The organism is Mesorhizobium sp. M6A.T.Cr.TU.017.01.1.1, assembly GCF_004023115.1.
Lineage (GTDB): Bacteria > Pseudomonadota > Alphaproteobacteria > Rhizobiales > Rhizobiaceae > Mesorhizobium > Mesorhizobium mediterraneum.
The window spans coordinates 27,027-41,141 of the sequence record NZ_RZTA01000031.1; the positions used below are offsets into that span (position 1 = coordinate 27,027).

Sequence of the window (14,115 nt, forward strand, 5' to 3'; positions counted from 1 at the left end):
CGATTCCCGGGGGAATGGCGCGGGCAGCACCGCCGATGACAATGTTCTGCGGCGTCCAGCGCTTCAGCCACATCGTGTAGACGACGGCATAGAAGAAGATGGTGAAGGCCAGGAGCGTCGCGGACAGCCAGTTGACCAGCACGCCGAGCGTCATCACCGACAGCACCGACAGAACCAGGCCGAAACTCAGCGCCTCGCCGGGCCGGATGCGGCCGGCCGGCACCGGACGGCCGGCGGTCCTGGTCATCACCGCATCGATATCGGCGTCATACCACATGTTGAGCGCGCCGGACGCGCCAGCCCCAATGGCAATAGCCAGGATCGCGATCACCGCCAGAAGCGGATTGATGGTCACGGGCGCCGCGACCAGGCCGACAAAAGCGGTGAACACCACCAGCGACATGACGCGCGGCTTCAACAGGGCGAAGAAATCGCCCGCCGTCGCTTCCGACATGCGAAAGCCCGGTTCGTCAGTCAATGTGTCGTCGACAAGGGCCATGCGTACTTAAAGTCCATCATTCCGTTGGCCAAAACCGCCGGGCGGACCGGCGGTTCCGTATTCGCCCAGGCAGCCGCCTATTTGATCTTCGGCAGCTGTTCCCACTGGTGGAAGGGCGGCGGCGAAGGCAGCTGCCATTCTAGCGTGGTCGCACCCTCGCCCCACGGGTTGGCGCCGGCCACCCGCTTCTTCTGGAAGGCCTCGAACACGCCATAGAGGAAGATGACCACGCCGACGGCCGAAATATACGAGCCGTAGGAGGACACCATGTTCCAGCCGGCAAACGCATCCGGATAGTCGATATAGCGGCGCGGCATGCCGGAGAGGCCGAGGAAATGCTGCGGGAAGAAGACGAGGTTGACGCCGACGAAGGTGACCCAGAAGTGGGTGTTGGCGATCACCGGCGAATACATGTAGCCGGTCATCTTCGGGAACCAGTAGTACCAGCCGGCGAAGATGGCAAAGACCGCGCCCAGCGACAGCACATAGTGGAAATGCGCGACCACGTAGTAGGTGTCGTGCAGCGGGCGGTCGAGACCGGCATTGGCAAGCTGGACGCCGGTAACGCCGCCGACGGTGAACAGGAAGATGAAGCCAATCGCCCACAGCATCGGGGTCTTGAGCGAAATCGATCCGCCCCACATGGTGGCGATCCACGAGAATATCTTCACGCCCGTCGGCACCGCGATAACCATGGTGGCGAAGACGAAATAGCGCTGCGTGTCGAGCGACAGGCCGGTCGTGTACATATGGTGCGCCCAGACGATGAAGCCGACCGCACCGATCGCGACCATGGCATAAGCCATGCCGAGATAGCCGAAGATGGGCTTCTTCGAGAACGTCGAGACGATATGGCTGACGATGCCGAAGCCCGGCAGGATCAGGATGTAGACTTCCGGGTGCCCGAAGAACCAGAACAGGTGCTGGAACAGGATCGGGTCGCCGCCGCCGTCCGGCGCGAAGAAAGTGGTGCCGAAGTTGCGATCGGTCAAAAGCATGGTGATGCCGCCGGCCAGAACCGGAAGCGACAACAGCAGCAGGAAAGCGGTGATCAGCACCGACCAGGCGAACAGCGGCATCTTGTGCAATGTCATGCCAGGCGCGCGCATGTTGAAGATGGTGGTGATGAAATTGATGGCGCCGAGAATCGACGATGCGCCGGCGATGTGCAGCGACAGGATCGCAAGATCCATCGCCGGTCCGGGCTGGCCCGATGTCGATAGCGGCGGATAGATCGTCCAGCCACCGCCGACGCCGTAAGCGCCAGGCGCGCTCGGCACGAAGGCCGAGATGATCAACAGGATGAAAGCCGGCGGCAGCAACCAGAACGAGACGTTGTTCATGCGCGGGAAGGCCATATCGGGCGCGCCGATCATGATCGGCACCATCCAGTTGGCGAAGCCACCGATCAACGCCGGCATGACCATGAAGAAGATCATGATCAGCGCATGCGCGGTGGTGAAGGCGTTGTACATGCTCTTGCCACCGTCGAGCGCGGCGTCGGCGTTCAAGCCGTAGACCATCTGCGCCAGGCCGGTGAAAATCTGGATCCCCGGCTCCTGCAGCTCCATGCGCATCACGACAGAAAGGGCACCGCCGACGCAGCCCGCCATGATCGCGAAGATCAGATAGAGCGTGCCGATATCCTTGTGGTTGGTCGAATACACCCACCGGACCCAGCCATGATACGGCTTATGGTCGTGATCGTCGTGAGCTGCAGCGTCTGCCATGTTCGGCTCCGTTCCCTGATCTTTTCTGGTCGCGGCATCAGTTGCCGGCGGCCGCTACCTTATCTTTGCTGTCGACCTCGGCCATCAACGCCTTGTTGGCGCCAGGAAGGTCGGAGCTGGCTGCCGCCAGCCAGGTCTTGTACTGGGCGTCGGAGACGACGCGGATCGCGATCGGCATGAAGGCGTGGTCCTTGCCGCAAAGCTCCGAGCACTGGCCGTAATAGAGGCCTTCCTTTTCCGCCTTGAACCAGACCTCGTTGATGCGGCCCGGAACCGCGTCGGTCTTGATGCCGAAGGACGGCATGGCAAAGGCGTGAATCACGTCTGCCGCCGTCACCAGCACGCGGGTCATGGTATTGACCGGCACCACCATCTCGTTGTCGACGGCGAGCAGGCGCGGATAAACGCCGCGATCTTCCTTACCGGCCGCAGCGCGGTCAGAATCCGCCAAGATCGCCGAATTGAAGGAAAGCGTGTTGTCGGTCTGATATTCGTAATCCCAGTTCCACTGGTTGCCGGTCGCCTTGATGGTCAGTTTGGCTTCTTCCGGCGGCGTGTATTGCGCGGTCAGAAGCTGGAACGACGGGATGGCGAGGCAGAGCAGGACGACGACCGGCCCAACCGTCCAGATCACCTCGATCAGCGTGTTGTGGCTGGTGCGCGAGGGGGTCGGGTTGACGCTGGCGCGGAATTTCAAGATGCAATAGGCGATAAGAGCGAGCACGAAGAGGGTGATCGGCACGATGAACCACAGCGTGTAGTGCTCGAACCAGGCGATCTGCCGCATCATCTCGGTGGCGGCGGGCTGGAAGGTCACTTCCCACGGCGCAGGCTGGGCGGCATGGGCCGATGCACCGGTGAACAGTGTGGCAGCCCAAGCGCTTGCTAGGAGTTTGGCGCCTGCTAGGAATTTTCTCATTGCCGTCATTATCTCCCAGTTCCTCGCGATCGGACCGCAAGAATATCGAACAACGCCGGGACGGGAATCCCGGACAGTCCCGAGGCTGGTTCAAACCATACTCTATTTGCCTCTGCAAGAAAGGAGCGGAGGAAACCGTGCGGCATTTTTGCGCGCAAGCGCGGCGGCACATTTTGGCGGCGGCCGCGGCGGTGGAAGCCCGAGCGGCGGAGTGTCCTGGCAAAATGCGCCGGCCGGTCGCAATTCGGGCGAATTTGGCACGGAAAAGCGCACAATTGCTTTGTCGAAGCAGGCCGGCAGTGGTCTCATCCTTTACTTGCCCTTGGCGCGGCTTAAAGTGCCGTGATTCGCAATGGAGCCGTCATGAACTCTTGGCTTTGGGGACTTGGGCTTTCGAGACTTAGGATTTCGAGGACCTTGGCGAAGGTCATCTTTCTCGTTGGCTTGTCTGGCCTGTCCGTTGTCAGCCAGGTCAATGCCGCGCAGCCAAGCGGCAAGGTGCGGTCGACGCATGGCGCGTGGTCGATTATCTGCGACACGCCGGCCGGCGCCACATCAGAACAATGCGTGATGATGCAGAACGTCGTCGCTGAGGACCGTCCCGAGATGGGGCTTTCGGTCGTTGTGCTGCGCACCGCCGACAACAAGGCCGAAATCCTGCGCGTGCTGGCCCCGCTCGGCGTTCTATTGCCCAACGGGCTTGGCCTCAATGTCGACGGCAAGGACATCGGCCGGGCCTATTTCGTGCGCTGCTTCCAGGACGGCTGCTATGCCGAGGTCATTCTCGAAAAGCCGCTGCTCGACACGCTGAAGACCGGAACGTCGGCCACCTTCATCGTCTTCCAGACGCCGGAGGAAGGCATCGGCATTCCCGTAGAGCTCAAGGGTTTTGCCGACGGTTTCGCCGCCCTGCCTTGAACCGGTCAGACGCCCAAATCCTTACCAATGAAAGAGATTGTGACCGGCCTTTAGCTACAGCGCCGCGCGTCCAGGGACGCACAAAGGACGCTGTAGCGCTTTGATTTTGCGCATGATCCTTTCCGAAAATCGACTCCGATTTTCGGGGTCATGCGCAGACAATGGTCATTGCCGATTGTCTGGACGCGCCTTCGCGCCTACATCGTGAGGACAATCTCTTTCCACGGACGGACCTGCCATGAACAGCCTGATCGGCCAATTCGACATTTCCGACGATCGCATCAAGCAGATCGTCGCCGAGACCATCAACGGCGCCGACGACGGCGAATTGTTCCTCGAATACAGCGAGAGCGAAGCGCTGATGTTCGACAATGGCCGGCTGAAGACCGCCAATTTCAACACCGACCAGGGTTTTGGGCTACGCGCCGTCGCCGGCGAAGCCAGTGGCTACGCGCATTCCAGCGATCTTTCCGAAGCATCGCTGCTGCGCGCGGCCGACGCGGTCTCAACGGTCAAGGGCGGCTATTCCGGCACGCTTGCCGCGGCGCCTGCCCGCACCAACCGTCATCTCTACGGCGACGAGAACCCGATCCCCTCGCCCTCCTTCGAGGCCAAGGCCAAGCTCCTTCAGGAAATCGATGCGTGGCTGCGAGCCGAGGATCCGCGCGTGCGACAAGTGACGGCTTCGCTCGCCGCCTCCTGGCAACATGTCGAGATCGTGCGTGCCGACGGCCAGGTGGTGCGCGACATTCGCCCGCTGGTCAGGATCAACGTGTCGGTGGTGGTCGGCAATGGCGACCGCCAGGAGAGCGGCTCCTACGGCATGGGCGGGCGCAAGGCGTTTGGCGAGTTCCTGGTCGAGGAGAGCTGGAAGCACGCGGCCAAGGAGGCGCTGCGGCAAGCGCTGATCAACCTCGAGGCCATTCCGGCGCCGGCCGGCACGTTCGACATCGTGCTGTCCAGCGGCTGGCCGGGCGTCATGCTGCACGAGGCCGTCGGCCACGGGCTGGAAGGCGACTTCAACCGCAAGAAGACATCGGCCTTCGCCGGGCTGATGGGCCAGCAGGTGGCCGCGAAAGGTGTCACCGTCGTCGACGACGGCACCATGGCCGAGCGGCGCGGCTCTCTGACCGTCGATGACGAAGGAACACCTTCGGCCCGCAACGTGCTGATCGAAGACGGCAAGCTTGTCGGCTATATGCAGGACCGCCAGAACGCCCGGCTGATGGGCATGAACGCCACCGGCAACGGACGGCGCGAAGGCTACGCGCATCAGCCGATGCCGCGCATGACCAACACCTACATGACCTCAGGCGACATGGAGCCGGACGAAATCATCGCCTCGGTCAAGAACGGCATCTATGCCGTCTCCTTCGGCGGCGGCCAGGTCGACATCACCTCGGGCAAGTTCGTGTTCGGCTGCACCGAGGCCTACATGATCGAGAACGGCAAGGTGACGCAGCCGATCAAGGGCGCCATGCTGATCGGCAATGGGCCTGACGCCATGCACCGCGTTTCGATGATCGGCAACGACATGAAGCTCGACACCGGCATCGGCATGTGCGGCAAGGCCGGCCAGGGCGTGCCGGTAGGCGTCGGCCAGCCACATCTCAGGATGAACCAGATGACGGTGGGTGGCACCAGGGTTTGAGCGGCCAGCCTGTCGAGGTAGGCCTGTTCGAAACTCCCGTTATAGCCATGAAGCCGGTGTTTTCGGCAGGCGATGATCGGGATCGACGACACCGAGGCGCGGGGCGTCGTCCTCGTTCCAGCGCCAGAGCGCGACGCATGTGCCGCCGGGCGACATGAAGGATGGATAGATCACGCCATGTAGTCCATCGGCAAGCAAGCGATCTCTTAGCCTGTGCGTCTCTGGCACAAGGTCTCGATCCAGCATGTCGCGCCACTCACACCGATGAATGTCCGTAGTTGCCCCGAGTTCGGTCAGCGTATCGGCGTCGGTCAGGTCGGCCAGCCGCGCGCCTGAAAGCTCGAGTTGGGCGATCAACGCCGGATGCTGGACGAAGCCCTGATTGTATTCGGCCCAGGCAGTGGACAATTCCCGCGCCGCATAGATCGCCGGGGCGCCCACAGGATTCCAGCGGCCGCCAAAGCGGGCAGCACCCTCACCGGAAAGCGGCAGATGCGCCCAGCGCGGCACGAAGGCACGCCATAGGCTCAGCCTGGTTTCAGGCATAGATGCCGGAGCGGACTGCCTCCAGATAGGCAAGCACCTTATCCGTCTTGCCTTCCCGAACCAGATCGTAGGCGGTCTTTCCCGCCCAGCCGGGGATCGGCTGATGCTTGAACCAGATCGCCGCACGCTGCTCATTGCCGGCCATTTCGCCCGCCATCGCCAGAATGCGAACGACGGGACTAAGTGCAGCGTCGACCTTGCGCGCGCCGGCCTTGGCGGCAAGCGTGTTGCGCGCGACACCGATCAGGCCGGCCAGTTCCGTCAGGTTGACGCCGAGCAGTTCGGCGACCCGCCTTGCAGAGAGAAACGGCGTGCGCTCCTCGCCGAAGCGCGACGCTGGAATGTCGAGGGCTACTGCCATGGCGATTTCCTACCGCATTTTGACAACACCTCATCAAAATATGCTCAATCGACGCGCAATTCAAGCTCAACGGATGCCAACCTGCATTCCTGCCAGCCTACCGCCTTCGCCTCGGCTTCTCCAGAAGCGCGACGGCCTCAACATGCGGCGACCACAGGAACTGGTCGATCGGCGTCACGCTTTTCAGCGCATAGCCGCCGTCGATGAGGATGCGCAGGTCGCGCGCCAGCGTCACCGGATTGCAGGAAACCGCGGCGACCAGCGGCACGTCCGAACGGGCGATCTGCTTCGACTGGTCCTCGGCGCCGGCGCGTGGCGGATCGAAGACAATGCCGTCGAAGGCATTCAGCTCCTTGAAAGTGAGCGGCCGCCGGAACAGATCGCGGCGTTCGCTGGTCACCCGCTTGAGTCCGGTAGCGAAACGGAACGCCCTATCGAGCGCCGAAAGCGCTGCCGCATCGCCCTCCACCGCATGGACTTCCGACTTCGCGGCCAGGCGTAGCGCAAAGCTGCCGCAGCCGGCGAAGAGATCGGCGACCTTTTTGGCGCGCGCGAGGTGCCGGCCGACAATATCCGCCATCGCCTGCTCGGCGGCCTCGGTGGCCTGCAGGAAGGCGCCCGGCGGCACCGCGACAGCGATGCTGCCGAACGTGACAACCGGCTTTTTGGGCTCGATGATGATCTCGCCATCGATCGAGAGCCTGGCCAGCCCCTGAGCGATGACGAAGTTGGAGGCGACGCGGCGTTGGTTCTCACCAAGCTTGCCGGACTCGTGAACCGCGACATCGAGGCCGGAACCGGTCACCGTGACCGTCATGCGGAACGATTTCGTCGTTGCGCAAATCAATTCGGCGAGTGCTTTCAGACGGTCGAGCTTTGCGACGATCTCGGGCAGCGAGATCGGGCATTCCTCGATGGAAATGATTTCCGACGACAGCGCACGAACGAAGCCGAGCTGCATGCCGGCCTCACTCCGTCGGGCGGTGAACACGACGCGCCGACGCGTCTGCGGCGCGCACGGCAGTAGCGCGTCAACGTCGCAAACAATGCCCTTGCTGTTCAGCGCATGCGCAACCTTGTCGTGCTTCCACCGATGATAGGCTTCGGCCTCGAGATGCTGGATGGCGCAGCCGCCGCATTCGGTGAAATGCCGGCAGGCGGGGTCGATGCGAAGCGGCGACGCTTCCAGCACCGCCATCGGCGTGGCGCGATCTTTTTCGCGCGCGGCGGTGACGATTTCACCGGGCAGCGTGAACGGAATGAAAAGCTCGCCGGTTTCGGTCTCGGCGACGCCGTCGCCCTGGGATCCCAGTCTTGTGATCGTGAAGCGCGCGTTCATCGGTCGCCGATCCCGCCGTTCTTCACGCTGGCGTCCTTGATCCCGGCGAGCAGGAATTCGCGATTGCCGTCGCCGCCTTCGATCGGCGACAGATGCAGTCCGAGCGCGCGCCAGCCGGGGACGCCGTCGAGCCAGTCCTGCAGCAGGCCGGCAACCCGCGCGGCATCGTATGGGTCTTTCAGCAAGCCGCCCTTGCCGATCGCCTCGCGGCCTGCCTCGAATTGCGGCTTGACCAGAAATATTGCCCTGGCGCCGCTCCTGGCAATGGCGAGCGCCGGCGGCAGCGCCAGTTTCAACGAGATGAAGCTGACATCGGAGACGATGAAATCCGGAATGCAACCGGCAAGATCGGCGGCCGAGAGATCGCGGGCGTTCAGTCCCTCGATCACCGTCACGCGCGGATTGCCACCGATATCCGGATGGATCTGGCCATGCCCGACATCGATCGACGTGACATGCGCCGCGCCGCGTTCGAGCAGCACTTGAGTAAAACCGCCGGTCGAGGCGCCGACGTCGAGCGCTTCGCTGCCGGCGGGATCGAGACCGAAATGGTCGAGCCCGGCGATCAGCTTCAGCGCAGCGCGCGACACGTAACCCTGCGCCGGATCATCGATGGCGATGAGGCAATCAACCAAGACGGTCTGGCCGGGCTTGCGGGCAATGACGCCGTCGACCGTGACCGTACCGCGCTCGATCGCGTCGCGGGCGCGAGAGCGGCTGGGGAACAGGCCGCGAGCGACGAGCAGTTCGTCGAGCCGCTGGCGTGTGCTGGCTGGCAAAGGGAAGTTCATCGGCCTTCATGGCGAAAGCCGACGATGATGGCAAGGATATTGGGGGGGACAACGAACATCTTCGGAAAGCAGCGAACGTATCAAGCTGCCACAGCTTGTTGAATATCGCACCACGTCCGGCACAATGTCAGGTACGAAATGCGTTTTGCTGCCGAACGCGAAGGAGGGCGAATGCTGACCGGAACCTGCCATTGTGGCGCGGCCCACTGGACGTTGGAGGGCGATCCCGGCTCGATCACAGCCTGCAATTGCTCGCTTTGCCGCCGCTATGGCGCGCTGTGGGCTTACGATTATGTTGACGAACGCATCCGTCTTGCGGGGCCGACAAGGTCTTATACGCGCGCCGGAAAGGATGCCCCGTCGCTCGAGATTCTGTTCTGTCCGACATGCGCCTGTGTTCTGGCCTGGCGTGGTTTGCGCTCTAGCGCCACCGGTCGCATTCGAATCGCCGTCAATGTGAGGCTTGCGCCGCCTGAAGCAGTCGCCGACCTGCCAATCGACCATTTCGATGGTCTCTACAAATTCGAGGATCTGCCGAGCGATGGTCGATGTGTGCGCGATATGTGGTTCTAGCTTCTAGAAGATTGGCCGCGAACCCCGACGTTCGACCGACGGTGCCAAGAGACACGATAAGCAAACGCCAAATCGCAGCGTAAACAGTCGGTTACGGCCGCCCGTCGGCAAACTGGGTCAAGCTGTTGAGATTTTGATTCAGGCGCTTTGCGCGCTGGCGGTGTGTCCCAGCGCCACGAAGACGGTGCGCACGATGCCGGCGGCGTCCAGTCCGGCGTCGGCATACATCTTTTCGGGCTTGGCGTGATCTGTGAATGCGTCCGGCAACACAAGCGGGCGTACCTTCAGGCCGTTTTCCAGCAGTCCTTCATGGGCCAGGAATTGCAGCACATGGCTGGCGAAGCCGCCGACCGCGCCCTCTTCCACCGTTACCAGCACCTCGTGAGAGCGGGCCAGCCGCCGGATCAGATCCTCGTCGAGCGGCTTGGCGAAACGAGCATCAGCGACCGTGGTGGAAAGCCCTGCCGCGCCGAGCTCCTCGGCCGCAGCCAGGCAATCCTGCAGCCGCGTACCGAAGGAAAGCAGCGCAACCTTGGTGCCCTCCCTGACGATACGGCCCTTGCCGATTTCGAGAACCGAGCCACGCTCCGGCATGTCGACGCCGACGCCGTTGCCGCGCGGGTAGCGGAAGGCAATGGGCCCGTCATCATAGCTTGCTGCCGTGCGCACCATGTGGCGCAGTTCCGCCTCGTCCGCTGCGGCCATGACGACGAAACCGGGCAGCGTCGCCAGAAAGGTCGTGTCGAAGGCGCCGCAATGGGTCGCGCCGTCGGCACCGACGAAGCCCGCGCGATCGATCGGAAAGCGCACCGGCAGTTTCTGGATCGCAACGTCGTGAACCACCTGGTCGTAGGCGCGCTGCAGGAAGGTCGAATAGATCGCAGCGAAAGGCTTGAAGCCTTCCGTGGCAAGTCCGGCGGCAAAGGTCACCGCATGTTGCTCGGCGATGCCAACGTCGAAGGTCCTCGCCGGGAACGCCTCGCCGAACAGGTCAAGACCGGTGCCGCTCGGCATGGCGGCGGTGATGGCGACGATGCGGTCGTCCTCTCGGGCCTCCTGGACCAGGCTTTCGGCAAAGACCTTCGTGTAGCTCGGCGCGTTGGCCGGCGCCTTGGCCTGCGCGCCGGTGATGACGTCGAACTTGTTGACGCCGTGATATTTGTCGGCCGCCGCCTCGGCCGGTGCATAGCCCTTGCCCTTCTGGGTCACGACGTGGATCAGCACCGGGCCGTCGGCATTGTCGCGGACGTTCTTCAGCACCGGGATCAGGTGCTCGAGATTGTGACCGTCGATCGGGCCGATGTGGTAGAAACCCATTTCCTCGAACAGCGTGCCGCCGGTGACGTAGCCGCGCGCATGCTCGACCGCCCGCTTGATGGCGCGATCGGCGCGCTCGCCCAAATAGGAGGTCAGCTTCTTGCCGAAATCGCGCAGGCCCAGATAGGCCTTGCCCGATGCAAGGCGAGCCAGATAGGCGCTCATCGCACCGGTCGGCGGAGCGATCGACATGTCGTTGTCGTTGAGGATGACGATCAGACGGGCATCGAGCGCGCCGGCATTGTTCATCGCCTCGTAGGCCATGCCGGCCGACATGGCGCCGTCGCCAATGACGGCAATGACATTGTTGCGGCCACCGGAGAGATCGCGTGCCATTGCCATGCCGAGGCCGGCGGAAATGGAGGTCGAGGAGTGGGCGGCGCCGAACGGATCGTATTCGCTCTCGGCGCGCTGGGTGAAACCGGACAGGCCGCCCTCTTGCCGCAGCGTGCGGATACGGTCGCGGCGGCCGGTCAGTATCTTGTGCGGATAGGCCTGGTGACCGACATCCCAGATCAGCCGGTCGTCGGGCGTGTTGAAGACATAATGCAATGCGACCGTCAGTTCGACCACGCCAAGGCCAGCACCGAGATGTCCGCCGGTGTGGGACACAGCGTCGATCAACTCGGTGCGAAGCTCCGATGCCAACTGCGGCAGATCACCTTCGTCGAGCGTCCTGAGGTCGGCCGGGATGCGGACCTTGTCGAGAAGCGGTGTATGGAGCTTTGCGTTCACTGGTGGTAGGGCCTGCTTTTTATTCATCTGCGAAATAGGCTGCTGGCCGGCGAATGTAAATGCGTGTGAGTGACGCGGCGTAGATTCAAAGTGTTAGGGTTTCCTTTGCGTGTCCAAAAGGGCGCGCGGCGCTCTAATTGTCCGGCAGCGGAATGAACTCTTCTTCATCCCCAGGAACGATATCGAAGCGGCCTGTCTTCCACTCTTCTTTCGCCTGCTCGATGCGTTCCTTCGAAGATGACACGAAATTCCACCAGATGTAGCGCTTGGAGCCGAGCGAGGCACCGCCGAACAGCATAAAATGCGCTCCACCCTCCGAGGACACGACGATCTCGTCGCCGGGCCGGAATACCAGCAGCCGCTCCGCTGGAAAGCGGTCGCCGGTGATCGAAACCTCGCCTTCCAACGTATAGATGGCGCGCTCCTCGGCATCGGCAGGGATTTTCACACTGGCGCCAGGCGCCAGGCTGAGGTCAGCATAGAGCGTGTCCGAAGCGGTCGCGACCGGAGACCGCAACCCGGAAAAGGCACCGATGACGACACGCCCGCTGACGCCTTCGGCGTCGATCTCGGGAAGACGCATGGCCGCCGTATTCTCGAAGATTGGATCGACCTCTTCCTTATCGTCGGGCAGCGCCAGCCATGTCTGCAGGCCGGACACCGACATCGGTGCGCCGCGCAGCTCCTGTGGCGTGCGCTCGGAATGGACGATACCGCGGCCGGCGGTCATCAAATTCACGTCGCCGGGCTGGATTACCATTTCGGTGCCGAGCGAATCGCGGTGCCGGATCTTGCCGTCGAATAGGTAAGTGACCGTCGACAGGCCGATATGCGGATGCGGACGGACATCGAGCGCCTGGCCGGCCCGCAAGATGGCCGGGCCCATGCGGTCGAAGAAGATGAACGGCCCAACCAGCCGCCGCTTCGCGGTCGGCAAAGCGCGGCGAACCTGGAAGCCGCCGATGTCCTTGGCGTTCGGAATGACCATCAATTCGATCTGGTCGCTGGCGAAGGCATCGCCGGCCTGCGGGTCATTTCCGGGGAAGAAACTCATGCGGTCTCCTCAGGCGAAGCGGAGTGCAGATTTGGCTTTCGCCTTGGCCGCCACCTCTTCGCGATTGCGCGGATGCTGCGTCGTCTCGAGGCTGTCGAGCAATTCGCGCGCTGACGCCGCTATTGCCTCGACGGCGTGGTCGAACGCATGCTGGTTCTGCTTCGATGGCCGCGTCGTTCCGCTCAGCTTGCGGACAAACTGAAGTGCGGCGTCGCGGACCTCGTCATTGCTTGCCGGCGGATCGAAATTGAACAGGGTCTTGATGTTTCTGCACATCTTTCGCAATCTCCTCTCGTCCTGGAGCCATCTCAATCGGGATGAGTTTTGTCCTCAATCATCATCATGTCCAAAGCCGGCAAGGCGAACTCTTCTTTCGGGGCCGTGCCTTACTCCGCGTCCAGCGGCTCTGTCCCCACCGGCTTGCCGTCGCGCGAAAGCCTGATCTTCTCGACCTTGTCCTCAGCCGCCTTGAGCAGCCGATCGCAATGGACCTTCAGCGCCTCGCCGCGCTCATAGATGCGGATCGACTGGTCGAGCGGCACGTCGCCGCGCTCCAGATCATCGACGATTTTCTCCAGCGCGTCGAGCGCCTGCTCGAAGCTCATCGCCCTGACGTCTTCGTTGGTCTCACCAGCCATCGTCTATCCTTTCATCAGTCGCCCGACATGGGCGGCGACCGAAAATGCCAATCCCTGCAGATCGTAGCCGCCCTCGAGCAGGCTGACGAGCCGGTTGTCGCTGTAGCGACCGGCACGCTGCATCAACTGGCCGGTCGCCCAGTCGAAGTCGTCCTCGGTCAGGTTGATCTCGGCCAGCGGATCGCGGTGGTGCGCGTCGAAGCCGGCGGAAATTACGATGAGGTCGGGCGCGAAATTATCGAGCGCCGGCAAGATGCGCGACAGGAAAGCGTCGCGGAAAACCTCGCTGCCGGTCTGCGGCGCCAGCGGCGCGTTGACGATGTTGCCGGCGCCGGTTTCGCTCACGGCCCCGGTCCCGGGATAAAGCGGCATCTGGTGCGTCGAGCAATAGAGCACCGACGGATCGTCCCAGAAAATGTCCTGCGTGCCATTGCCGTGGTGCACGTCCCAGTCGACGATGGCGACGCGCTCGGCCTGGTGCTGCCTTTGCGCGTAGCGCGCCGCGATCGCCGCGGTGTTGAACAGGCAGAAGCCCATGGACGTCGTCTTTTCCGCATGGTGGCCGGGTGGCCGGGCGGCAACAAAGACATTGGCGGCGTTGCCCCGAAAGACATCGTCGACCGCCGCGTTGGCGGCACCGATCGCCGTCACAGCCGCCTGCCAGCTTTTCGGGCTGGCGGTGGTGTCGGCGTCGACGCGGGCGATACCGGTATCCGGTATCGCTGCGCGGACCCGATCGACGAATTCCTGCGGATGTGCGTAGAGGATGGTGGCCTCGTCGCCTTCCGGCGCCTCGGCACGGTCAAGGGCCGCAAAGGCCTCGTCGTCGAGCACGCGTTCGATGGCGCGCAGCCGGTCGGGCCGCTCCGGATGACCGGGCGGCGTTATGTGCTCGAGAAAGATCGGGTGGGTATAAAGCCTTGTGACCATGCCCCGATATAGGCGCGCCCGGCGGCTTTGACCATGTTTTGGAGCCACCAAAGGCAGACGTTCAACAGGGTTTAGATGTTGGGCCCCGGTTGGGTCCAGCGCAAGCCGTCCTAT

General features: G+C 63.0%; 15 protein-coding genes. 3 read left to right on the plus strand and 12 right to left on the minus strand.

All coding sequences use genetic code 11. The features are described 5' to 3' along the window. The 3 genes from EOB36_RS35145 to coxB all read right to left on the minus strand — a co-directional run. A partial coding sequence (locus EOB36_RS35145; RefSeq protein ID WP_245467776.1) for a UbiA family prenyltransferase occupies positions 1–499 on the minus strand: 499 nt, incomplete at its 3' end. A 77-nt stretch (positions 500–576) separates the two neighbouring features. Further along, on the minus strand, positions 577–2,229 hold the full coding sequence (ctaD, locus tag EOB36_RS12630; RefSeq protein ID WP_095486177.1) for a cytochrome c oxidase subunit I: 1,653 nt from the start codon (positions 2,227–2,229) through the stop codon (positions 577–579). A gap of 37 nt (positions 2,230–2,266) precedes the next feature. Beyond that, positions 2,267–3,148: a cytochrome c oxidase subunit II gene (gene coxB, locus EOB36_RS12635; protein WP_095486229.1), complete on the minus strand. Its 882-nt coding sequence runs from the start codon at positions 3,146–3,148 to the stop codon at positions 2,267–2,269. 363 nt (positions 3,149–3,511) lie between these two features. On the opposite strand from coxB, the gene EOB36_RS12640 reads away from it, so the two are divergent. Continuing rightward, the gene (locus EOB36_RS12640; protein WP_095486179.1) at positions 3,512–4,066 is read left to right on the plus strand and encodes an invasion associated locus B family protein; all 555 of its coding nucleotides are present in this window, start codon (positions 3,512–3,514) and stop codon (positions 4,064–4,066) included. Positions 4,067–4,304: 238 nt separating this feature from the next. After that, the gene (gene tldD / locus EOB36_RS12645) at positions 4,305–5,717 is read left to right on the plus strand and encodes a metalloprotease TldD (protein ID WP_128284967.1); all 1,413 of its coding nucleotides are present in this window, start codon (positions 4,305–4,307) and stop codon (positions 5,715–5,717) included. Positions 5,718–5,756: 39 nt separating this feature from the next. Here tldD and EOB36_RS12650 read toward each other — a convergent pair whose 3' ends face one another. The 4 genes from EOB36_RS12650 to EOB36_RS12665 all read right to left on the minus strand — a co-directional run bounded on the left by EOB36_RS12650 (position 5,757) and on the right by EOB36_RS12665 (position 8,754). Next, positions 5,757–6,263, minus strand: a complete 507-nt coding sequence (locus EOB36_RS12650; protein ID WP_126103241.1) for an RES domain-containing protein — start codon at positions 6,261–6,263, stop codon at positions 5,757–5,759. Continuing rightward, positions 6,256–6,624 carry an antitoxin Xre/MbcA/ParS toxin-binding domain-containing protein gene (locus EOB36_RS12655; protein ID WP_126103242.1) on the minus strand — a complete coding sequence of 123 codons (369 nt, stop codon included), beginning with the start codon at positions 6,622–6,624 and terminating at the stop codon, positions 6,256–6,258. The genes EOB36_RS12650 and EOB36_RS12655 overlap by 8 nt, the downstream gene beginning before the upstream one ends. A 97-nt stretch (positions 6,625–6,721) precedes the next feature. Continuing rightward, positions 6,722–7,963, minus strand: a complete 1,242-nt coding sequence (locus EOB36_RS12660; protein WP_128284968.1) for a class I SAM-dependent RNA methyltransferase — start codon at positions 7,961–7,963, stop codon at positions 6,722–6,724. Beyond that, positions 7,960–8,754: a TlyA family RNA methyltransferase gene (locus tag EOB36_RS12665; protein ID WP_127206531.1), complete on the minus strand. Its 795-nt coding sequence runs from the start codon at positions 8,752–8,754 to the stop codon at positions 7,960–7,962. The genes EOB36_RS12660 and EOB36_RS12665 overlap by 4 nt, the downstream gene beginning before the upstream one ends. Before the next feature lie 171 nt (positions 8,755–8,925). Here EOB36_RS12665 and EOB36_RS12670 point away from each other — a divergent pair, with 171 nt between their 5' ends. After that, positions 8,926–9,327, plus strand: coding sequence for a GFA family protein (locus EOB36_RS12670; protein WP_127206532.1), 402 nt, complete (start codon positions 8,926–8,928; stop codon positions 9,325–9,327). Between the two features lie 138 nt (positions 9,328–9,465). On the opposite strand, the gene dxs is transcribed toward EOB36_RS12670, so the two are convergent. The 5 genes from dxs to EOB36_RS12695 form a co-directional block, all read right to left on the minus strand. Continuing rightward, positions 9,466–11,406, minus strand: coding sequence for a 1-deoxy-D-xylulose-5-phosphate synthase (gene dxs, locus EOB36_RS12675; protein ID WP_206437530.1), 1,941 nt, complete (start codon positions 11,404–11,406; stop codon positions 9,466–9,468). Positions 11,407–11,512: 106 nt separating this feature from the next. Further along, complete coding sequence (locus tag EOB36_RS12680) at positions 11,513–12,433, minus strand: pirin family protein (RefSeq protein ID WP_126103246.1); 921 nt, start codon at positions 12,431–12,433, stop codon at positions 11,513–11,515. A 9-nt stretch (positions 12,434–12,442) separates the two neighbouring features. Next, positions 12,443–12,709: a DUF2277 domain-containing protein gene (locus tag EOB36_RS12685; RefSeq protein WP_126103247.1), complete on the minus strand. Its 267-nt coding sequence runs from the start codon at positions 12,707–12,709 to the stop codon at positions 12,443–12,445. Between the two features lie 110 nt (positions 12,710–12,819). Then, the gene (locus EOB36_RS12690) at positions 12,820–13,071 is read right to left on the minus strand and encodes an exodeoxyribonuclease VII small subunit (RefSeq protein WP_095486188.1); all 252 of its coding nucleotides are present in this window, start codon (positions 13,069–13,071) and stop codon (positions 12,820–12,822) included. A gap of 3 nt (positions 13,072–13,074) precedes the next feature. Continuing rightward, on the minus strand, positions 13,075–14,001 hold the full coding sequence (locus EOB36_RS12695; RefSeq protein ID WP_127206533.1) for a histone deacetylase family protein: 927 nt from the start codon (positions 13,999–14,001) through the stop codon (positions 13,075–13,077). Positions 14,002–14,115: the final 114 nt, after the last annotated feature.